The organism is Nocardioides sp. S-1144, from assembly GCF_005954645.2.
In the GTDB taxonomy this organism is placed as follows: domain Bacteria; phylum Actinomycetota; class Actinomycetes; order Propionibacteriales; family Nocardioidaceae; genus Nocardioides; species Nocardioides dongxiaopingii.
The window spans coordinates 1,722,055-1,741,439 of the sequence record NZ_CP040695.2 but is presented as its reverse complement, the minus strand read 5'-3'; the positions used below and the strand labels follow the sequence as shown (position 1 = coordinate 1,741,439).

Below are 19,385 nucleotides of genomic sequence, written 5' to 3'. Positions count from 1 at the left end.
GGAAGGACGTCAGCCTACGCGAACCGTCGGGCTGATCGTGGCACCCGGCACCGACATCCCGGCGCACGGCGACCGGCGCCGCGGGCGCCGGGCCGGCGCTACCAGGAGGCGCCGGCGAACGCGTCGCGGGCCGGCGGCAGGGCGTTGTAGAGACGCATCGAGGCGCGGCCGTCGTCGTACCACGACAGCACCGTGACCGACGCCGGCGACAGCTCCATGCGGAAGACCGCCTCGAGCGGCGCGTCCAGGGCGTGCGCGACGAGGGTCTTGATCGGGGTCACGTGGCTCACGACGACCACCGTGCGGCCGGCGTGCTCGGACCGCAGCCGCTCCAGCCCGGCCAGCACCCGCTCCTGGACGACGCGGAACGACTCCCCGCCGCGGGGCGCGACGTCGAGCGCGCCGAGCCAGGCGCCCAGCTCCTCGCCGTGCCGCTCGCCCACCTCGGCGAAGGTCAGGCCGTCCCAGTGGCCGAACTCCATCTCGGCGAAGCCGGGCTCCTCGGTGACCGCGACGCCGAGCAGCTCGCCGAGGAGGTCGGCGGACTCGCGGGTCCGCCGCACCGGCGAGGCGACGATCGCGTCGACCCGGTCGGCCATCGGCAGCAGCCACTCGCCCGCCGCCCGGACCTGGTCGCGACCCTCCTCGCTCAGCGGCGGGTTGTCGCCGCCGAGACCGCCGGAGAACCGCTTGGCCTGGGTGTGCCGGGTGACGCCGTGCCGCACGAGGATCACCGTGGTGGCGACGCCGGGGCCGCCCCATCCGCGCGCGGGGGGCTCGGCGGCCTCCTGCACCTCCTCGAGGAGGGAGTCCGCGGGTTCCGGGTCGATGCCGGTGACCGTGACGCCCGACCGCTCGCCGTCCAGCGCCTCGTTGGCGAGCCGGTCGGCGTGGGCGTTGCGAGCCCGCGGCACCCACGTGTACGTCGTCCCGGGCGGTGCCAGGCGGGTCGCCTCGGCGTGCAGCGGGCGCATGTCGGGGTGCTTGACCTTCCAGCGGCCCGACATCTGCTCGACGACGAGCTTGGAGTCCATCCGGACCTCGACGACGGCGTCCGGGGCCAGGTCGGCGGCCATCCGCAGGCCGGCGATCAGCCCGGAGTACTCGGCCACGTTGTTCGTGGCGCGCCCGATCACGGAGCCGTCCTCGGCGATCACCGCCCCGGTGTCGGCGTCGGTGAGCACCGCGCCGTACCCGGCCGGCCCCGGGTTGCCCCGCGACCCGCCGTCGGCCTCGATGACGACCGCGCGCGGGCCCGTCGCACCCACCGGTGGGCCTAGACCCCGGACTCGGGGGTGCGCACGAGGATCCGTGAGCACTCCTCGCACCGCACCACGGTGTCGACCGGGGTGGCGCGGATGACGCCGAGCTCGGCGTTGTCGATGCCCAGCTGGCAGCCGGTGCAGCGGCGCTGGGACAGCGCGGCGGCGCCGACCCCGCCCTTGCTGGCGCGGAGCTTGTCGTAGAGCGCGACCAGGTCGGCGGGCAGCCCCTCGGCCGCCGGTCCGCGGTCGGCCTCGACCTGCGCGAGCTGGACGTCGACCTCCGCGGTCTTGCGGTCGCGCAGCTCGGCGAGCTCGGCGAGGCGCTCGTCGCTCGCGGCGACGCGCTGGACCAGCTCGCCGAGGGCGGCCTGCGCCTCCTCGAGCTGCTCCATGATCTCGATCTCCTCGTCCTCGAGGGTGCCGATCCGGCGCTCGAGCGACTCCAGCTCGTGCTGCATCCGCTCGAGGTCCTTGGGGTTCTTGATCAGCCCCTGGTCCATCCGGTCGCGATCGCGGGCGCGGCGGGCCTTGACGGCCTCGACGTCCTGGTCGGCCTTGCGCTGCGCCGCGACCAGGTCGTCGACGACGATCTGGGCGTCGCGGCGCTGGTCCTCGACCTCGTTCCGGCTCGCCTGGAGGGTCGCCATCTCGGCCAGCTCGGGCAGGTGCGAGCGCTGGTGACGCAGCTGGTCGGCGCGCGAGTCGAGCGCCTGCACGTCCAGGAGACGGAGCTGGTCCTTCGGGTCTGCCTTCACGACGATGTCCTCACAGCCGCATTGTCCACGGGTCCGTCACCCGGGTGCTGACCCGGGTCTCGACGGCCTCGCCGAGGCTCGCGCCGAGCCGCTCGGCCACCACCGGGAGCCAGGTCGACTCCGCCGCCCAGTGGGCGACGTCGACCAGCGCCGGGCCGCCCTTCTCGAGGAACTCGGCCGCCGGGTGGTGGCGCAGGTCGCTGGTGACGTAGACGTCGGCGTCGGTGCGCAGGACGTCGTCGAGCAGGAAGTCGCCGGCGCCGCCGCACACCGCGACGCGGCGGACCCGGCGGGCGGGGTCGCCGGCGACCCGGACGCCGTGGTGGGTCTCGGGCAGCGCCGCGGCGACCTGGGCGGCGAACTCCCCCAGGGTCACCGGGGTGATCGTCCCGATCCGGCCGGTGCCGGTGCTCGCGGCCCCGCTGTCGGCGACCTGGACGACGTCGTGGGCCGGCTCCTCGTAGGGGTGGGCGGCCAGCATCGCCGCCACCACCTGGCGCCGGCGACCGCGCGGGAGGACGACCTCGACCCGCACCTCCTCCACCTCCGAGATCGCACCGACCGTGCCGATCATCGGCTCGGCCCCGTCGAGCGGACGGAACCGGCCGTGCCCGGGCGAGGAGAACGAGGCGAAGTCGTAGTTGCCGATGGTGCCGGCCCCCGCCTCGGCCACCGCGGCCCGCACGATCGAGGCGGCGTCGGCCGGGACGTAGAAGGTGAGCTTGTCGATCGGCTCGCCCGCGGCCGGGAGGATCGGCTCCTGGTCGGCGATCCCGAGCGCCGTGGCGAGGGCCTCGGAGACTCCCCCGGCGGCCTGGTCGGCGTTGGTGTGGGCGGTGAGCAGCGCGCAGCCGGCGCCGACCAGGGTGCTCAGCGAGCGGCCCTTGGGCGTGGTCGCGGGGAACCCGTGCACGGGCTTGAGGAACAGCGGGTGGTGCACGAGCAGCAGGTCGGCCCCCCACTCGGCGGCCTCGGTCGCGACCTCCGGCGTCACGTCGATGGCGAGCATCACCTTGGCGACCGCGCGGTCCGGGTCGCCCCAGACGAGCCCGACGGCGTCCCATCCCTCGGCGGTGTGCGGTGGGTACCAGGTGTGGACCAGGTCGACGACGTCGTGGAGGGAAGGCACTGCCTCACCCTAGAGGGGCCGAGCGGGCCTACGCTGCCCGCATGATCCTGATCTGGGGCTGGAAGCCGTACCTCACCCTGCTCGCCACCGGCAACCTCGTCTGCGCGCGCTGCCACAACCCAGCCGCGCACCGGCTGCACCGGCTGCGCAAGAAGTTCACCCTCTTCTGGATCCCGCTGTTCACCACCTCGACCCGGTACTACCTGGACTGCACCTTCTGCGGTCTCCAGTCGACGCTGACCGAGCAGGACGCCGAGCGGTGCACCGCCCAGCTCAACGCCTCCGCGGCGCCCCAGCAGCCCGGCCCGCCGCCCTACGGGCAGCAGGCACCGCCGCCGTACGGGCAGCAGGCACCGCCGCCGTACGGGCAGACCCCGCCGAAGCACTGACCCGCGCGCGGGGACGGGACCGCGGCGGCCGGTCTCAGTTCACCTGGCGCTCGCGGCCCTCCCAGTACGGCGCGCGGAGCTTGAACTTCTGCAGCTTCCCGGTGGCCGTGCGGGCCAGCTCGTCGCGGAACTCGATCGAGGTCGGCGCCTTGTAGCCGGCCGCGCGCTCCTTGCACCAGGCGATCAGCTCGGCCTCCTTCTCGGGACCCGGCTGCTCGCCGTCGGCGAGGACGACGAGCGCCTTGATCGTCTCGCCCCACTTCTCGCTCGGGACGCCGATCACCGCGACCTCCTCCACCGCCGGGTGCGAGAAGAGCACGTCCTCCACCTCGATCGAGGACACGTTCTCGCCGCCGGTGATGATGACGTCCTTCTTGCGGTCCTGGATCGTCACGTAGCCGTCGTCGCCGATCGAGGCGCCGTCGCCGGTGTGGAACCACCCCCCGGCAAGGGCCGTCGCGGACTCCTCGGGCTGCTCCCAGTAGCCCTCGAGGACGACGTTCGACCGGGCCAGCAGCTCACCGGAGGGGCCGCCGTCCTCGTCGGGCTCGCTCACGCTGAGCCGGACGCCGAGCGCGGGCGCCCCGGCCCGGGTGAGCAGCGTGGCCCGCTCCTCGGCGGGCAGGTCGTCCCACTCGGCGCGGCTGCGGTTGATGGTGAGCAGCGGCGAGGTCTCGGTGAGGCCGTAGATCTGGATGAACTCCCAGCCCAGCTCGGCCTCGACCCGCGCCACGGTCCTCGTCGGCGGCGGGGCGCCCGCCATGATGATCCGCACCCGGTCGCGACCGGGGATCTCGCCCTCCCACGTCTGCGCGGCCTCGAGGACGGCGGCCGCCACCGCCGGCGCGGCACACATCACCGTCACCCCGTGGTCGCGCACCCGGCGCAGGATCTCCGCGCCGTCGATCTTGCGCAGCACGACCTGCTTCACCCCGAGGCCGGTCATCGCGAACGGCATGCCCCAGCCGTTGGCGTGGAACATCGGCAGGGTGTGCAGGTAGACGTCGCGGTCGCTGACCGTGGTGTGCATCGCGAACGTGACGGCGTTGACCCAGATGTTGCGGTGGGTGATCTGCACGCCCTTGGGACGGGCGGTGGTGCCGGAGGTGTAGTTGATGCACGCGGTGGCGCCCTCGTCGGGCTCCCACGGCGTGGGCTCGACGCCGGCCGGGCCGTAGAGGTCGGCGTCGTCACCGAGCACGAAGCGGTGCTCGGCGGTGACGTCGGCCAGGGCCTCGTCGAGCTCGGGGTCGAGGTAGACGACCCGGGCCCCGGAGTGCTCGATGATGTAGCGCACCTCGTCGGGGCGGAGCCGGAAGTTCACCGGCACCAGCACCCGGCCCGACCCGGCCACGCCGAAGAACGACGTCAGGAGCCGCGCGCTGTTGTGGCTGACGACCGCGACCCGCTCCCCCACGCCGATGCCGAGCTCGTCGAGGCGGGCGGCCTGGCGCCTCGCGAGGTCGCCGATCTCGGCGTAGGTGACCTCGCCCAGCGACGGCGCCGGCTGGTCGGGCTCGTCGACGGCGCCGACCCGGTCGCCGTAGACCTGCACGGCGCGGTCGAGGAAGTCACGGACGGTGAGCGGGACGAACATGGGCCCTCCTGGAGCATCGGTGACCCTCGTCACTGTAGTGAGCCCGACGTTGCCGGCAGGCTGGTCCATGAGAGACCTCTCATGGTCGTCTCACGCGGACCCCACCCGCGCGGGGCAGCGTGACCCTCATGAGCCCGCTGTGGAAGATCGTGGTCGCGCTGGTCGTCGTGCTCCCGGTCGGCGGCTACGTCGTCGGATCCCTGATCGCCTCCGGCGTCGCCCAGCCCGACGACCGCGACACGATCGTGATCGACCGCAGCGACTCCGGCGGTGACTCCGGCGGCGACTCCGGCGGCGACCCGACGCCGTCCGAGCGCCCCTCCCGCGACGCCCGTTCCGACGAGCCCACCGTGGTGCCGCCGCGTCCCGAGGCGGTGCCGGAGGACGACGACACCGACGACGACGACGAGGACGACGACGACACCTACGCCGGCGGTGGCGACGACGGTGGCGACGACGGTGCCGGTGGGGACGACGCGCGGACCCGCACCCGCGAGGCCCGCCCACCCCGCGACGACGCGCAGCCGGCCCCGGCGGCGCCGTCCGGGCAGGCCGCCCAGGGCGACGACGACCGGACGCGCGACGATGACGACCGCACCCGCGACGGCGACGACGACGGCGACGGCGACGACGACGACCGGGACGACGACCGCGACGACGACCAGGACGACGACTGACCACCTCGACCGCCACCACCGGCGCCCGGCCACGACGGCCGGGCGCCTCGGTGCGCCTGCGCATCACCGCCGCCGTCGCCCTGCTCGTGGCCTCCGCCCTCGGCGGGTCCGGGCTGATCGTGTACGTCATCGAGATGCAGCGCCTCGAGGCCAACACCATCAACGAGGTCGACCAGGAGTTCCAGGAGTTCGAGAACCTGGCCACCACCGAGACGTGGAACGGCGCGGTGCCGCTGCTGTCGACGTTCCTGGCCCGCAACGTGCCCGACGACGACGAGCTCCTCTACGGCCGGGTGGGCGAGCGGGAGTTCATCCCGACCCCGAACGCCGCCAACGACCTGTTCGAGCAGCAGGTCTTCCTCGACGCGGTCGAGCCGCTGCTGGACTCCGACGGCTCCACGCGGATCTCCACCGACGTCGGCGAGGTGCTGCTGTCCTCGCAGACCGTGCTGATCGACGGCGAGGCCGGCGCGCTCGTCGTCATCAACTTCCTCGAGGAGGACCGCGACGAGATCCGCGGCACGATGCGCACCTACGCGATCGTCAGCACCCTCTCGCTGTTCCTCATCATCGCGATCGCCTTCTGGCAGGCCGGGCGGGCACTGGCCCCGCTGCGCGTGGTGCGCGACACCGCCGAGGAGATCACCGAGACCGACCTGTCGCGGCGGCTCCCGGTCACCGGCAACGACGACATCACCGCGCTGACCCGCACCATCAACGGCATGCTCGACCGGCTCGAGTCGGCGTTCCTCGGCCAGCGACAGCTCCTCGACGACGCCGGCCACGAGCTGCGGACGCCGCTGACGATCCTCCAGGGCCACCTCGAGCTGCTCGACAGCGACGACCCCCGGGAGGTCGCCGAGACCCGCGACCTGCTCCTCGACGAGATCGACCGGATGCGGCGCCTGGTCGACGACCTGATCCTGCTGGCCAAGACCGACCGGCCCGGGTTCCTCAAGCTCTCCCCGGTCGACGCCGCCGCGCTGACCGACGCGGCCGCCGCGAAGGCCGCCGGGCTGGGCGAGCGGGCCTGGTCGGTCGACGGCACCGCCGGCGCCACCGTGTCGGCCGACCCGCAGCGGATCACCCAGGCCCTGCTCCAGCTCGCCCACAACGCCGTCAAGCACACCGTCCCCGGCGACGTCGTCGCGCTCGGCTCGGCGCTCGACTCGGGCTCGGTCCTCTTCTGGGTCCGCGACACCGGCGTCGGGGTGGCGCCCGAGGACCGGGAACGGATCTTCGAGCGGTTCGGTCGCGGCCACGACACCACCACCGACGGCTTCGGGCTGGGGCTGGCCATCGTCACCGCCATCGCCCGCGCCCACGGCGGCGACGCGTGGCTGGACGCCGAGTACGACGGCGGGGCCCGGTTCGTGTTCTCGGTGCCCCAGGCGCCCCCGCCCCCGCAGCTGCCCCGGACCCACGGCTCCGGCCCACCCGACGACGTCCCGACCCGGCAGGAGACCTGATGGCCCGCATCCTCATCGTGGAGGACGAGGCGCGGATCGCGTCGTTCGTCGCCAAGGGTCTGCGCTCGGAGGGCCACGTCGCCACGATCGCCACCGACGGGCCCACCGGGCTCGACGAGGTGCTCAGCGGCGCCCACGACCTGGTCGTGCTCGACATCGGGCTGCCGGGCATCGACGGCTTCGACGTCCTCGAGCAGCTGCGGGCGCAGGGCTCCCGCATCCCGGTCATCGTGCTCACCGCCCGCGACTCGGTGAGCGACACCGTGCTCGCGCTGGAGGGAGGCGCCGACGACTACATGCCCAAGCCGTTCCGCTTCGCCGAGCTGCTCGCCCGGATCCGGCTCCGTCTGCGCCAGCACGGCGCCGGGGAGGGCGGCGGGGCCGGCGTCCGCGAGGTCCTCGAGGCCGGCGGCGTCCGGCTCGACCTGCGCACCCGCCGGGCCACCACCGACGGGCGCGACGTCGACCTGTCGGCACGCGAGTTCACCCTCGCCGAGACGTTCATGCTCAACGCCGGCAACGTGCTCTCGCGCGAGCAGCTCCTCGACCACGTGTGGGGCCTCGACTTCGACCCCGGGTCCAACGTGGTCGACGTCTACGTCGGCTACCTGCGCCGGAAGTTCGGTCCCCAGACCATCACGACGGTGCGTGGGATGGGCTACCGCTTCAACGCATGAGTCGCCACCCGGTCCGGGGACGACGACGCCCGGCCCGAGCAGGAGTCGGGCCGGGCGGGTCGTGCGGGTCGTGCGGGTCGTCGGCGGGCGGCCGCCGGCGACGTCAGCGGCCGCCGTTGACCTTGAAGGTGAGCCGGGCCGCCGGCTGGGCGGCGAGCACGGGCTCGAGCGCGTCGGCGACGTCGCGCGGCTCGGGACGGTCGGCCGGGTCGGGCTGGAGCGTGGCGTGGAGCACCTCGGCCACGGCCGCCGGGACGCCGGCGGGCAGCGTGTAGGGCTCGTCGACGAGCTGCGGGAACCGGACGCCGGGGTCGGCGGCGTCGGCGTCGCCCTCGTCGAAGGGCCGGTAGCCGGCCACCGCGTGGAACAGGGTGGCCCCGAGCCCCCAGACGTCGCTGGCGTGGCCGGGCAGCCCGCGCGCTCCGGGCCCGTCGCCGGGCAGGCACTGCTCGGGCGCCATGTAGAAGTCGGTGCCGATGGGCACCTCCAGCCGCGCCGCCCGCTCCCCCGGCCGCGCGACCGAGAGGTCGATCAGCCGCGCCGGGGCGCCCATGATCACGTTGCTGGGCTTGATGTCGAGGTGGCACACGTCGACGTGGCGGAAGTAGTGCAGCGCCGAGGCCAGGTCGATCGCCAGCGGCAGGTACTGCTGCTCGGAGAGCCGGCCGGTGCGCCGGATCAGGCTCGAGAGCCGCGGGCCGTCGATGTTCTCCAGGACGACGTGCGGCCGGTCGCCGTCGAGCTGGTGCCGCAGCCCGCGGACGACGACCGGGTGGTTGGCCCGGGCCAGGGCCCGGACCTCCCGGTCGAGGCCGCGCAGGCTGCTCGGGTCCTCGACCTGGTCGGGACGGACGATCTTCACCACGACCGGGGCGAGGGTGATCTCGTCGAAGGCGAGGTAGGCCTCGTAGGCCGACCCACCCCCGAGCAGCCGCATGGCGGTCAGCTCGGAGGTGATCGCGTCTCCCTCACGGAGCCGCCAGCCGGCGGTCAACGGCGGGTGTTGTGGCGCGAGCGGTCGTTGGTCTGGTTGGCCGACCAGTCGCGGGTCCGGTCGCCGCCGTCACGCGTCCAGTCCTTGACCCGGCGCTCGCGGCTGTCGTCCTTGCCGGTGCGGGTGCCGGTGCCGGTGCCGTCGTTGCGGCTGCGCGAGTTGGTGTTGGTGCCGCCGCGGGTGTTGGTGTCGTCCGCCCCGGTCCGGGTGTTGTCGCGGGCGTTGGTGTCGTCGTCGTCGTCGTCGGCGACCAGGACGACCTCGACGGTGTCCTCGTCGCGCTTGACGACGTCGGCGGGGCCGTCGTTCACCGCGCCGGCCGTCGCGCCCGAGGTGGGCAGGGACATCAGGCCGGCGGCGACGAGACCCGCGACGCCGAGGGTGCCGAAGGAGAGCGTGGAGAGCTTCATGGTGGTGGTGCCTTTCCGGTGGAGGCCGCGGTCCGGCCCCGATGCCGAGAACTCTGCTGGGCCGCGGTGAGGTGTCCGTGAGGTCGTGATGAGAGGTCTCTCACCGAGGTCGCTCACCTCCGGTCGGCATGATGTGGTCATGAGCGACGACCTGCCGACCGCCTTCAACATCACCGTCCCCCCGGAGCACGTCGAGGGGCACTACGCCGACTTCGCGAGCGTGTGGCACAACAACGAGACCTTCATCCTCGACTTCGTCTCGATGAGCCGGCCGCCGGTGCCGACCCGCAACGACGACGGCACCTCGGTGGCCCGGGTCGACGCCCAGGTCGTGACCCGGGTCCGCATCCCGGCCGCCCAGGTGTGGGAGGTCATGAAGGCCCTGCAGACCCAGCTCGGGCAGTGGGAGTCCGAGCACCCCGAGCGACGTCAGTCCTGAGCCGACCGGGCCGGCGCGGGCCCGGGTCCGCGTCGGCCGGGGCCACGGGGCGCGGGCCCGGTCGGAGCCGGGGTGGTGGGCGCGGAGGGGATCGAACCCCCGACCACTTCGTTGTAAGCGAAGCGCTCTACCGCTGAGCTACACGCCCGCGCCGGTGAGCCTACAAGTGGCGACCGGGAGCCGAGGAAAAAAGAGATGAACCGCCGGCGTCTCGGGTCGCCAGCGGTTCAACGGGAAAACTGTACCCGTGACGCGCCGGTGGTCAACCTCCTGGCGCGGAGCCGGCGCACCGGTCCAGACCGGTCAGGCCACGACGGCGAGCAGCTGGCGGAGGTGCTCGTCGAGGTCCCGGCCCTCCGGCATGGCGTTGTGGACCGCCCAGCGCAGCACGCCCTCGCGGTCCACGACGTAGGACGAGCGCCGCGGGCACCCCCGCTCCTCGTCGAGGACGTCGTAGGCGGCGGTGACCGCGCCGTGCGGCCAGAAGTCGCTCAGGAGCGGGAAGTTGAGGCCGTCCTGGTCGGCGAAGGCGCGCTGGGCGTAGACCGGGTCGCAGGAGATGCCGAGGACCTCGGTGTCGAAGGTGAGGAACTCGTCGAGCCGGTCGCGGATGCCGGCCATCTCGCCGGTGCACACGCCCGAGAACGCGAACGGGTAGAACAGGATCGCGACCGCCTTGCGACCCCGGAACGCCGACAGCGTGACGTCCTGGCCGAACTGGTCGCGCAAGGTGAAGTCGGGGGCCGTGTCGCCCATGAGGAGCCCGGTCACGCCTGCTCGTCCCGGTCGGCGGCGGGCTCGTCCTCGCCGTGGTGGACCAGGTCGCGCTTGAGCACCTTGCCCGTGGCGTTGCGCGGCAGCTCGTCGAGGAACACGATCTCGCGGGGCACCTTGTAGCGGGCGAGGTTCTGCCGGACCCAGTCCTTCAGGTCGTCCTCGCCGAGGTCGTCACCCGCGTCGGCGGTGCGCACGACGAACGCGCGCAGCCGGGTGCCGAAGTCCTCGTCGTCGACCCCGATCGCGGCCACCTCGGTGACGGCGTCGTGGCGGGCGAGGCAGTCCTCGACCTCCTTCGGGAAGACGTTCTCGCCGCCGGAGACGATCATCTCGTCGTCGCGGCCCTCGATGAACAGCAGGCCGTCGTCGTCGAGGCGGCCGACGTCGCCCGAGGACATCAGGCCGTCGACGACCTCCTTGTGGCCGCCCCCGGTGTAGCCCTCGAAGAGCAGTCCGTTGCCGACGAAGATCCGGCCCGCCGTGCCGGTCGGGACCTCCCGGCCGTCGTCGTCGAGGATCCTCACCACCGTGGCGTAGGGCGGGCGACCCGCGGTGCCGGGGTTGCCGCGCAGGTCGGCGGGGCTCGCGACGGCGGCGTAGGCCACCTCGGTCGAGCCGTAGGTGGAGTAGAGGTGGTCGCCGAAGCGGTCCATCCACGTCGTCGCGAGGTCGCCGGGCAGCGCCGAGCCGGAGCTCGCGACCACCTGGAGCGTGCGGAGGTCGTGGCGGTCGAGGGTCTCGGCCGGGAGCGCGAGCACGCGCTGCAGCATCACCGGGATCACCGCGGCCGACTCGCAGCGAGCGTCCTGCACGGTGCGCAGGAAGTCCTCGGGGTCGAAGCGGCGGCGCAGCACCACGGTGGAGCCGAGCAGCATCGCCAGCGCCAGGTGGGCGAACCCCCAGGTGTGGAACAGCGGGGCGGCGACGTGGGTGCGCCAGCCGTGCCGCAACGGGATCGAGCCGAGCAGCGACACCGCGGCCTCGACCCCGGCCTCGCTGCGCGGGGCGCCCTTGGGCGTACCGGTGGTGCCGGAGGTGAGGATGACGATCCGGCCGTGGTGGGCCGGCGCGCCCAGGTCGGTGCCGTCGCGGCCCTCGATGAGCGACTCGAGCGTCGGCAGGTCGCCCCGCGCGGCGTCGTCGTCGACCCAGGCGAGCACGCGCAGCCCGACCGGGGCCTCCTCGACCAGGGCCGTGAACTCCTGGTCGTGGACGAGCACCGTGGGGCGGTCGCGCTCGAGCACCTCCACCAGCTGCGGACCCGCGAAGGCGGTGTTGAGCAGGATGAGGTCGGCGCCGAGCTTGGCGACGGCGATGCTCGCGTCGATGAAGCCGCGGTGGTTGCGGCACATCAGCGCGACGGCGTCGCCCTCGCCGACGCCCCGCTCGCGCAGGGCGTGGGCCAGGGCGTTGGAGCGGGCGTGCAGCTCGCCGAAGGTGAGCTCCCCGAGCTCGTCGACCAGGCCGACGCGCTCGGGCATCCGCAGCGCCAGCGAGGCGAAGCCGCCCGCCGGTCCGGTGCCCCACTGCCGCAGCGTGCGCGCCAGGCGCGCGAGGGTCAGCGGCGAGTAGGGACGGATCACCCCCGCCCGCCCCAGCACCTTCAGGGAGGTCCCGGCCGCGGTGACGCCGGTCGTCAGCTTCTGGAGCACGGGGGCCAGCCTAGGGATGGTGTCGTCGCTGGCTCACGCGGGCGTCTTGGGGGCCACCAGGCGGGTCGCGGCCCAGTCCTTGCTGACGGAGGCCGAGATGGTCTGGGAGAGCCCGGCGATCGGGGCGGCCTCGGCGATGTCGGCGGCGTCGACGGCGTTGGGCCGTCCGATCTTCGGGGTCAGCAGCCAGATCGCGCCGCCGCCCACGAGGTCGGTGAGCGCCTCGACGAGCCCGTCGACCAGGTCGCCGTCCTCGTCGCGCCACCAGAGGACGACGGCGTCGACGACGTTGCCGTAGTCGCCGTCGACCATGTCGGCGTCGAAGGTGTTCTCGATCGCGACCCGGAGGTCGTCGTCGGTGTCGTTGTCCCAGCCGAGCTCCTGGACGACCATCCCGGCGCTGAGGCCGAGACGTTCGGCGTGGTCGGTCTGGCCAGACTGGGTGGTGCCGCCATCGGCGGTCGAGCTCACTGAACGTCCTCCATCGGGGTTGCCGGACGCGCCTGCGGGTGGGCGGGCGCGCGGGTGCTGGCCCGTAGTCCATCGGAGAAGGGCGCACACTGCAAGCGCCCGGCGGGTGGGCGCCCGATCCCTGGACAGTCGTGGACCCGGTCCGGGTGCTACCGACCGGTAGGCATCCCGCGGATTTTCCGGCCACCGCGCGCGTGCGACGATGCACCTGTGAGCGGCGAGACATCCACCTCCCCAGACAGCGTCAACACCGGCGACAGCACCGGTAGCGACACCAGCAGCCGGCGATCCGGCTCTACCCCCGCGGTGATCCACGAAGGCCTGCCGACCCAGCTGCCCGACATCGATCCCGACGAGACCCGCGACTGGCTCGACTCGTTCGACGCCATGCTCGACGAGCGCGGCCGCGACCGCGCGCGCTACGTGATGCTGCGCCTGCTCGAGCGCGCCCGCGAGACGCAGGTCGGCGTGCCGGCGCTGCGCAGCACCGACTACATCAACACCATCCCGCCCGAGCGCGAGCCGTGGTTCCCCGGCGACTACCACGTCGAGCAGCGGATCCGCGCGTTCCTGCGCTGGAACGCCGCCGTCATGGTCTCGAGCGCCAACCGCAAGGGACTCGAGGTCGGCGGCCACATCGCCACCTACCAGTCCTCGGCGAGCCTCTACGAGGTCGGCTTCAACCACTTCTTCCGCGGCCAGGACCACCCGGGCGGTGGCGACCAGATCTTCATCCAGGGTCACGCCTCCCCCGGCATCTACGCCCGCGCCTTCCTCGAGGGCCGCCTCGACGAGCAGCAGCTCTACCGGTTCCGCCAGGAGGTCCAGCACGGACCCGGCGCCGGGCTGTCGTCGTACCCGCACCCGCGGCTGATGCCGGAGTTCTGGGAGTTCCCGACCGTCTCGATGGGCCTGACCGGCATCAACTCCATCTACCAGGCGCGCTTCAACCGCTACCTGCAGAACCGCGGCGTCAAGGACACCTCCGAGCAGCGCGTCTTCGCCTTCCTCGGCGACGGCGAGATGGCCGAGCCCGAGTCGCTCGGCGCGATCCGCATCGCCGCCCGCGAGGAGCTCGACAACCTGGTGTGGGTCGTCAACTGCAACCTGCAGCAGCTCGACGGGCCGGTCACCGGCAACGGCAAGATCATCCAGGAGCTCGAGGCCAACTTCCGTGGCGCCGGCTGGAACGTCATCAAGGTGATCTGGGGCCAGGGCTGGGACGACCTGCTCGCCCGCGACGTCGACGGCGTCCTGGTCAACAAGATGAACTCCACCCCCGACGGCGACTTCCAGACCTTCTCGGTCGAGGACGGCGCCTACGTGCGGGAGAACTTCTTCGGGCCCGACCCGCGGCTGCGCCGGATGGTCGAGCACATGACCGACGGCCAGATCCAGAAGCTCCCGCGCGGTGGGCACGACTACCGCAAGGTCTACGCCGCCTTCGACGCCGCCACCAAGCACGTCGGGCAGCCGACGGTGATCCTGGCCAAGACGGTCAAGGGCTGGACGATCGACGCCCTCGAGGGCAAGAACGCCACCCACCAGATGAAGAAGCTGACGCCGGACGACCTCAAGAAGTTCCGCGACCGGCTCTACCTGCCGATCTCCGACCGCGACCTCGAGCGCTCCTACGAGGAGACCGGCGCCGCGCCGTTCTTCCACCCGGGCGCCGACTCCCCCGAGATCGAGTACATGATGCAGCGCCGCCACGAGCTCGGTGGGTCGATGCCCAAGCGCGAGGTGCGGGCCAAGGCGCTCAAGCTGCCCGGCGACGCGATGTACACCGAGCTGGCCAAGGGCGGCGGCAAGCACCCGGTGGCGACCACGATGGCCGCCGTCCGGCTGCTGCGCGACTGGATGAAGGACCCCGAGATCGGCCAGCGGATCGTCCCGATCGCTCCCGACGAGTACCGCACGTTCGGCATGGACTCGATGTTCCCGAGCGCCAAGGTCTACAACCCGGCCGGCCAGACCTACCAGTCGGTCGACCGCAAGCTGCTGCTGAAGTACACCGAGTCCGTCCAGGGCCAGATGCTGCACGAGGGCATCTCCGAGGCCGGCGCGATGGCCTCGGCGACGGCGGCCGGGTCGGCGTACTCCACGCACGGCGAGCACATGATCCCGTTCTACATCTTCTACTCGATGTTCGGGTTCCAGCGCACCGGCGACTCGATCTGGGCGATGGCCGACCAGCTCGCCCGCGGCTTCCTCATCGGTGCCACGGCCGGTCGCACCACGCTGACCGGTGAGGGCCTCCAGCACGCCGACGGCCACTCCCCCCTGCTCGCGGCGACCAACCCCGCGGTCGTGCACTACGACCCGGCGTTCGCCTACGAGATGGCGCACGTGATGCGCTCGGGCCTGGAGCGGATGTACGGCACCGGCGGTCCCGACGGCAACGGCGAGAACGTGATCTTCTACATCACGGTCTACAACGAGCCGGTCGAGCAGCCGGCCCAGCCCGAGGACGTCGACGTCGAGGGCATCCTGCGCGGCGTCCACAAGGTGTCGACGGCCGACGGTGAGGGCCCCCGGGTCCAGCTGATGGCCTCCGGCGTGGGCTTCCCGTGGATCAAGGAGGCCGCGCGCCTGCTGTCGACCGAGTGGGGCGTCCAGGCCGACACCTGGTCGGTCACCTCGTGGAACGAGCTGGCCCGCGACGCCGTGGCCTCGGAGGACCAGAACCTCCTGCACCCCGACGACGCCCCGCGCGTGCCGTACGTGACCTCCAAGCTCGAGGGCTCGGGCGGCCCGTTCGTCGCGGTCTCCGACTACATGGCCGCCGTCCCGCTGCAGATCGCGCGCTGGGTCCCCGGCGACTACTGCGTCCTGGGCGCCGACGGCTTCGGCTTCGCCGACACCCGCCCCGCGGCTCGCCGGTTCTTCAAGATCGACGCGCAGTCGGTCGTCGTCCGGTCGCTGCAGGCCCTCGCCGACGCCGGCGAGATCGACCCGGGCCTGGTCGCCAAGGCGGCCGCGCAGTACCGCATCGACGACCCGACCGCCGTCAGCGACGTCAAGCAGGAGGGCGGCGACGCCTAGCAGGCCGCCACCACCCGCACGAACCGGGCCGAGCCGGCGCACCCTGCGCCGGCTCGGCCTCGGTCGTCTCAGGCGATGGAGGTGACGCCCTCGGGCACGGCGGCACCGTCGGGGATCGGCTGCCGTTGCGCAGCAGCCGGCGCCAGGTGGCGCGGGAGTAGGTCGCCGGCCGGGTGGCGCGGACCCAGTCGTGGAGGATCCCGACGAACTGCTCCGGGTGGTCCTTGTGCGGGAAGTGCCCGGCGTCCTCGATGACCTCGACCCGGGCCCCGGGCGCCAGGGCGGCGGCGTTGCGGGCGTGGCAGACCGGGATCACCCGGTCGTCGCGGCCCCAGACCACCGCCATCGGCATCGCCCCGGTCAGGTAGGCCCGGTCGGACATGGTGATGATCTGGCCGCGCCAGTCGACGACGGCCCGCACGACGTGCCGGACGGCGGCGCGGGCGTGGGGGTCCTTGAAGCTGTCGTAGATGTCGGCGACCTCGCCGAGGTCGCGGGTGCCGGCCAGCCCGGTGCGGGCCGCCAGGCGCAGGCCGGCCACGCCGGCGTGCCGGACGACGGGCAGGCTCAGCACGCCCATCGCCTGGTGGAAGCCGGGCGTGGTGATCGCGCGGATCCCGGCCGACACCTCGGGGCCGAGGCCACCGGAGGCGACCAGCATCAGCCGCTCGGTGCGCTCGGGGAACTGGTAGGCGAACTGCAGGGCCACCCCGCCGCCGAAGCTGTGGCCGACGACGGTGGCCTTGTCGATCCCGAGCACGGTCAGCAGGTCGCGCATCCCGTTGGCGTAGCCGCCGACGCTGTAGTCGGCGCGCGGTTTCGCCGAGCGGCCGTGGCCGAGCAGGTCGGGCGCGACGACGGTGAAGTGCTCGGCGAGGTCGTCGAGGACCGGCGACCACGTGGTGTGGTCGCAGCCGAGCCCGTGCAGCAGCAGCAGTGCCGGTCCCGAGCCGATCTTGACGAAGGCCCGACGGTGGCCGTGGAGCTCGACGTGCTGGACCTCGTGCCGGCCGTCGCGACCGACGGCGTGCTGCGCTGAGCTCATCTCCGGCCTCCCATGACGGCGCAGCCGCATTCAACCACGCCGCACCACGGCGGCGGGGCCGGTCCCGTAACCTCGCGGGGTGTCCCGACGACCGCGCACCTCCCGCGAGCGCGCTGCGGCCACGCTGGTGCGCGCCAGCGGCGCCCTGAGCACGTCGGCGGTGACCCGGATGGACGTCGCGCTGCCCTGGTTCCGCGACCTCAGCGCCGAGGAGCGCGCCTGGGTCGGCCAGATCGTGCAGTCCGGCGTCCGGGAGTTCGTCGACTGGTACACCCACGAGGTCGCCGAGGAGGGTGGCGGGGCGGCGGAGTCCTTCGCGATCGCCACCTCGGTCTTCGGCGTCGCCCCGCGGGCGCTCACCGGCACCATCAGCCTCCAGCAGACCGTCGACCTGGTCCGGCTGTCGATCGAGGCCGTCGAGAGCGAGGTCGACGGCATCCTCGAGCCCGACGACGTCCCCCACGTGCGGGCCTCCGTGCTGCGCTACGCCCGCGAGATCGCGTTCGCGACCGCCGAGGTCTACGCCCGGGCCGCGGAGATGCGCGGCGCCTGGGACGCCCGTCTCGAGGCGCTCGTCGTCGACGCCGTCCTGCGCGCCGAGACCGACGAGACGATGCTGTCGCGCGCCAGCGCCCTCGGCTGGGCCGCCCGCGGTGACGTCGCGGTGGTGCTCGGCGCCTTCCCGGAGCGACGCACCGAGACCGACGTCTTCGAGGGCGTGCGCCGGGTGGCCCGGGCGCACGGCATGGACGCGCTGTGCGCCGCGCAGGGCGAGCGGCTCGTCGTCCTGGCCGGTGGCGTGGAGGACCCGCGCGCCGCCGGCGCCACGCTCGCCGCGCTGTTCGGTCACGGGCCGGTGGTCGTCGGACCCGTCGCCGAGGACCTGGAGCACGCCCACCTGAGCGCCCGTGCCGCGCTGGCGGCCCACCGCGCGGCCACCGGGTGGCCCGCGGCGCCGCGGCCGGTGCTGAGCACCGAGCTCCTCCCCGAACGCGCCCTCGCCGGCGACGGTCACGCCCGCCGCCACCTCGTCGAGGAGGTCTACCTGCCGATCGTGGGCGCGCGCGGCACGCTCGAGGAGTCCCTCACCGCCTACCTCGCCACCGGCGGCTCGGTGGAGGGCACCGCCCGGGCGCTCTACGTGCACCCCAACACCGTCCGCTACCGCCTGCGCCAGGTCGCCGACCTGACCGGCTTCGCCGCCAACGACCCCCGCGACGCGCTGACCCTGCAGATCGCGTTGATCCTCGGCCGGCAGTCCGGGCGGCGGCCCTGAGCGTCGGGTTCACCGATACCACCGGAGGCATCACGCTTTTGTGGGAACCCGACAAAGAAGGCCCCACTAGTTTCGTGCGCGCCTGACGCGCTCCCGGCGGCTGCTCGCGGCAGAGTGGGGATCGTGCTGGTCATCGTCGCTCCCGGTCAGGGAGCCCAGACTCCCGGATTCCTCACGCCCTGGCTCGAGGACGACGTCTTCGCCTCGCGGCTGCACTGGCTCTCGACCGTGGCCGGGATGGACCTCGCCCACCACGGCACGGTCTCCGACGCCGACACGATCCGCGACACCCGCGTCGCGCAGCCCCTGCTCGTCGCGACGGCCCTCGTGGCCACCCTCGAGCTCTTCCCGCACCCCTCCGACGGCTACAGCCGCGTCGGGGCCGTCGCCGGCCACAGCGTCGGCGAGCTGGCCGCCGCCGTCGGCGCCCGGGCGATCACCGCCGAGCAGGCGATGGTCCTGGTGCGCGAGCGCGGGAACGCGATGGCCGAGGCCGCCGCGACCACGCCGACCGGCATGACCGCGCTCCTCGGCGGCGACCGCGACGAGGTGCTGGCCACCCTCGCCCGCCACGGGCTGACCCCGGCCAACGACAACGGCCCCGGCCAGATCGTCGCCGCCGGCACGATGGAGCAGCTCGAGGCGCTCAAGGCCGACCCGCCCGCGAAGGCCCGGCTGATCCCGCTCTCGGTCGCCGGCGCGTTCCACACCGAGCACATGGCCCCGGCCGTCGGTCACGTCGCCCGGCTCGCGCTCTCGGTCTCCACCCACGACCCGCGCATCCCGATGATCTCCAACAAGGACGGCCAGGTCGTCCACGACGGCCGCGACGTGCTGCGCCGCATCGTCGGACAGATCGCCAGCCCCGTGCGCTGGGACCTGTGCCTCGACACGATGGCCGACCTCGGCGTCACCGGCATCCTCGAGATGCCGCCGGCCGGCACCCTGACCGGCATCGCGAAGCGGGCGCTCAAGGGCGTCGAGACCTTCGCCCTGAAGACCCCCGACCAGCTCGACGACGCCCGCGCCTTCTGCGACAAGCACGGCGAGGGCTCCCTCATCGACGTCACCCCGACCTGGCGGATGGTCGTCTCCCCCGCCAAGGGCACCTTCCACATCGACCCCCGGGCCTTCGAGACCGACCTCCTCGCCGCCGGCGCCGAGATCGGCAGCGTGGCGAGCCTGCGCGACCGCCTCCTCGTCCGGGCCATGCACGGCGGCCAGGTCGTCGAGTGGCTCGTCGAGGACGGCGACCCCGTCGCGCCCGGCCAGCCCCTGCTGCGACTGCACCCCGAGGGAGCCGAGCTGTGAGCCAGAC

General features: G+C 73.3%; 18 protein-coding genes and 1 tRNA gene. 8 read left to right on the top strand and 11 right to left on the bottom strand.

The features are described 5' to 3' along the window. Positions 1–98: 98 nt before the first annotated feature. The 3 genes from FE634_RS08235 to FE634_RS08225 are packed head-to-tail and all read right to left on the bottom strand — an operon-like array spanning position 99 to position 3,149. Positions 99–1,268 carry a bifunctional RNase H/acid phosphatase gene (locus tag FE634_RS08235; RefSeq protein WP_187366857.1) on the bottom strand — a complete coding sequence of 390 codons (1,170 nt, stop codon included), beginning with the start codon at positions 1,266–1,268 and terminating at the stop codon, positions 99–101. A gap of 8 nt (positions 1,269–1,276) precedes the next feature. After that, positions 1,277–2,020 carry a zinc ribbon domain-containing protein gene (locus tag FE634_RS08230; RefSeq protein ID WP_246060505.1) on the bottom strand — a complete coding sequence of 248 codons (744 nt, stop codon included), beginning with the start codon at positions 2,018–2,020 and terminating at the stop codon, positions 1,277–1,279. A 10-nt stretch (positions 2,021–2,030) separates the two neighbouring features. Beyond that, the gene (locus tag FE634_RS08225; protein WP_138875600.1) at positions 2,031–3,149 is read right to left on the bottom strand and encodes a Nif3-like dinuclear metal center hexameric protein; all 1,119 of its coding nucleotides are present in this window, start codon (positions 3,147–3,149) and stop codon (positions 2,031–2,033) included. Between the two features lie 41 nt (positions 3,150–3,190). Here FE634_RS08225 and FE634_RS08220 point away from each other — a divergent pair, with 41 nt between their 5' ends. After that, the gene (locus FE634_RS08220; protein WP_138875599.1) at positions 3,191–3,538 is read left to right on the top strand and encodes a zinc-ribbon domain-containing protein; all 348 of its coding nucleotides are present in this window, start codon (positions 3,191–3,193) and stop codon (positions 3,536–3,538) included. Between the two features lie 34 nt (positions 3,539–3,572). Here FE634_RS08220 and FE634_RS08215 read toward each other — a convergent pair whose 3' ends face one another. Further along, the gene (locus FE634_RS08215) at positions 3,573–5,135 is read right to left on the bottom strand and encodes an AMP-binding protein (RefSeq protein ID WP_138875598.1); all 1,563 of its coding nucleotides are present in this window, start codon (positions 5,133–5,135) and stop codon (positions 3,573–3,575) included. A gap of 128 nt (positions 5,136–5,263) precedes the next feature. Between FE634_RS08215 and FE634_RS08210 the strand changes: the two genes are divergently transcribed. From FE634_RS08210 to FE634_RS08200, 3 genes are read left to right on the top strand one after another with little or no spacing between them, the layout of a single operon-like run. After that, positions 5,264–5,812, top strand: coding sequence for a hypothetical protein (locus FE634_RS08210; protein ID WP_138875597.1), 549 nt, complete (start codon positions 5,264–5,266; stop codon positions 5,810–5,812). 50 nt (positions 5,813–5,862) lie between these two features. Further along, complete coding sequence (locus tag FE634_RS08205; RefSeq protein WP_222847692.1) at positions 5,863–7,281, top strand: sensor histidine kinase; 1,419 nt, start codon at positions 5,863–5,865, stop codon at positions 7,279–7,281. Beyond that, positions 7,281–7,958 carry a response regulator transcription factor gene (locus tag FE634_RS08200; protein WP_138875596.1) on the top strand — a complete coding sequence of 226 codons (678 nt, stop codon included), beginning with the start codon at positions 7,281–7,283 and terminating at the stop codon, positions 7,956–7,958. The genes FE634_RS08205 and FE634_RS08200 overlap by 1 nt, the downstream gene beginning before the upstream one ends. 103 nt (positions 7,959–8,061) lie before the next feature. On the opposite strand, the gene FE634_RS08195 is transcribed toward FE634_RS08200, so the two are convergent. Next, positions 8,062–8,952: a serine/threonine-protein kinase gene (locus FE634_RS08195; RefSeq protein WP_246060506.1), complete on the bottom strand. Its 891-nt coding sequence runs from the start codon at positions 8,950–8,952 to the stop codon at positions 8,062–8,064. Continuing rightward, positions 8,949–9,362 (bottom strand): hypothetical protein, encoded by a 414-nt coding sequence (locus FE634_RS08190; protein ID WP_138875595.1) that lies wholly within the window; start codon positions 9,360–9,362, stop codon positions 8,949–8,951. The genes FE634_RS08195 and FE634_RS08190 overlap by 4 nt, the downstream gene beginning before the upstream one ends. A gap of 139 nt (positions 9,363–9,501) precedes the next feature. Between FE634_RS08190 and FE634_RS08185 the strand changes: the two genes are divergently transcribed. Next, positions 9,502–9,801 carry a DUF3467 domain-containing protein gene (locus FE634_RS08185; RefSeq protein ID WP_137292222.1) on the top strand — a complete coding sequence of 100 codons (300 nt, stop codon included), beginning with the start codon at positions 9,502–9,504 and terminating at the stop codon, positions 9,799–9,801. A 73-nt stretch (positions 9,802–9,874) separates the two neighbouring features. Here the strand turns inward: FE634_RS08185 and FE634_RS08180 are convergent. The 4 genes from FE634_RS08180 to FE634_RS08165 form a co-directional block, all read right to left on the bottom strand. Beyond that, positions 9,875–9,949: transfer RNA gene (locus FE634_RS08180), tRNA-Val, on the bottom strand. Between the two features lie 155 nt (positions 9,950–10,104). Further along, complete coding sequence (locus tag FE634_RS08175) at positions 10,105–10,572, bottom strand: peroxiredoxin (protein ID WP_137292223.1); 468 nt, start codon at positions 10,570–10,572, stop codon at positions 10,105–10,107. Beyond that, entirely contained in the window at positions 10,569–12,230 is a 1,662-nt protein-coding gene (locus tag FE634_RS08170; protein ID WP_148240503.1) for an AMP-binding protein, read from the bottom strand. The genes FE634_RS08175 and FE634_RS08170 overlap by 4 nt, the downstream gene beginning before the upstream one ends. A 33-nt stretch (positions 12,231–12,263) precedes the next feature. After that, the gene (locus FE634_RS08165; protein ID WP_138875594.1) at positions 12,264–12,701 is read right to left on the bottom strand and encodes a DUF3052 domain-containing protein; all 438 of its coding nucleotides are present in this window, start codon (positions 12,699–12,701) and stop codon (positions 12,264–12,266) included. Positions 12,702–13,007: 306 nt separating this feature from the next. Between FE634_RS08165 and aceE the strand changes: the two genes are divergently transcribed. Next, positions 13,008–15,746 (top strand): pyruvate dehydrogenase (acetyl-transferring), homodimeric type, encoded by a 2,739-nt coding sequence (gene aceE / locus FE634_RS08160; RefSeq protein WP_137292226.1) that lies wholly within the window; start codon positions 13,008–13,010, stop codon positions 15,744–15,746. Here the strand turns inward: aceE and FE634_RS08155 are convergent. Beyond that, complete coding sequence (locus FE634_RS08155; protein WP_138875593.1) at positions 15,721–16,791, bottom strand: alpha/beta fold hydrolase; 1,071 nt, start codon at positions 16,789–16,791, stop codon at positions 15,721–15,723. The two genes, aceE and FE634_RS08155, sit on opposite strands and share 26 nt — an antisense overlap. 79 nt (positions 16,792–16,870) lie before the next feature. Between FE634_RS08155 and FE634_RS08150 the strand changes: the two genes are divergently transcribed. After that, the gene (locus FE634_RS08150; protein ID WP_262347622.1) at positions 16,871–18,067 is read left to right on the top strand and encodes a PucR family transcriptional regulator; all 1,197 of its coding nucleotides are present in this window, start codon (positions 16,871–16,873) and stop codon (positions 18,065–18,067) included. Between the two features lie 123 nt (positions 18,068–18,190). Next, positions 18,191–19,378: an acyltransferase domain-containing protein gene (locus FE634_RS08145; protein ID WP_138875592.1), complete on the top strand. Its 1,188-nt coding sequence runs from the start codon at positions 18,191–18,193 to the stop codon at positions 19,376–19,378. Positions 19,379–19,385 lie beyond the last annotated feature (7 nt).

Coding starts and splice junctions, on each gene's coding strand:
- FE634_RS08190 (WP_138875595.1), bottom strand. CDS start 9,362: ATGAAGCTCTCCACGCTCTCCTTCGGCACCCTCGGCGTCGCGGGTCTC.
- FE634_RS08210 (WP_138875597.1), top strand. CDS start 5,264: ATGAGCCCGCTGTGGAAGATCGTGGTCGCGCTGGTCGTCGTGCTCCCG.
- FE634_RS08185 (WP_137292222.1), top strand. CDS start 9,502: ATGAGCGACGACCTGCCGACCGCCTTCAACATCACCGTCCCCCCGGAG.
- FE634_RS08220 (WP_138875599.1), top strand. CDS start 3,191: ATGATCCTGATCTGGGGCTGGAAGCCGTACCTCACCCTGCTCGCCACC.
- FE634_RS08215 (WP_138875598.1), bottom strand. CDS start 5,135: ATGTTCGTCCCGCTCACCGTCCGTGACTTCCTCGACCGCGCCGTGCAG.
- FE634_RS08155 (WP_138875593.1), bottom strand. CDS start 16,791: ATGAGCTCAGCGCAGCACGCCGTCGGTCGCGACGGCCGGCACGAGGTC.
- FE634_RS08200 (WP_138875596.1), top strand. CDS start 7,281: ATGGCCCGCATCCTCATCGTGGAGGACGAGGCGCGGATCGCGTCGTTC.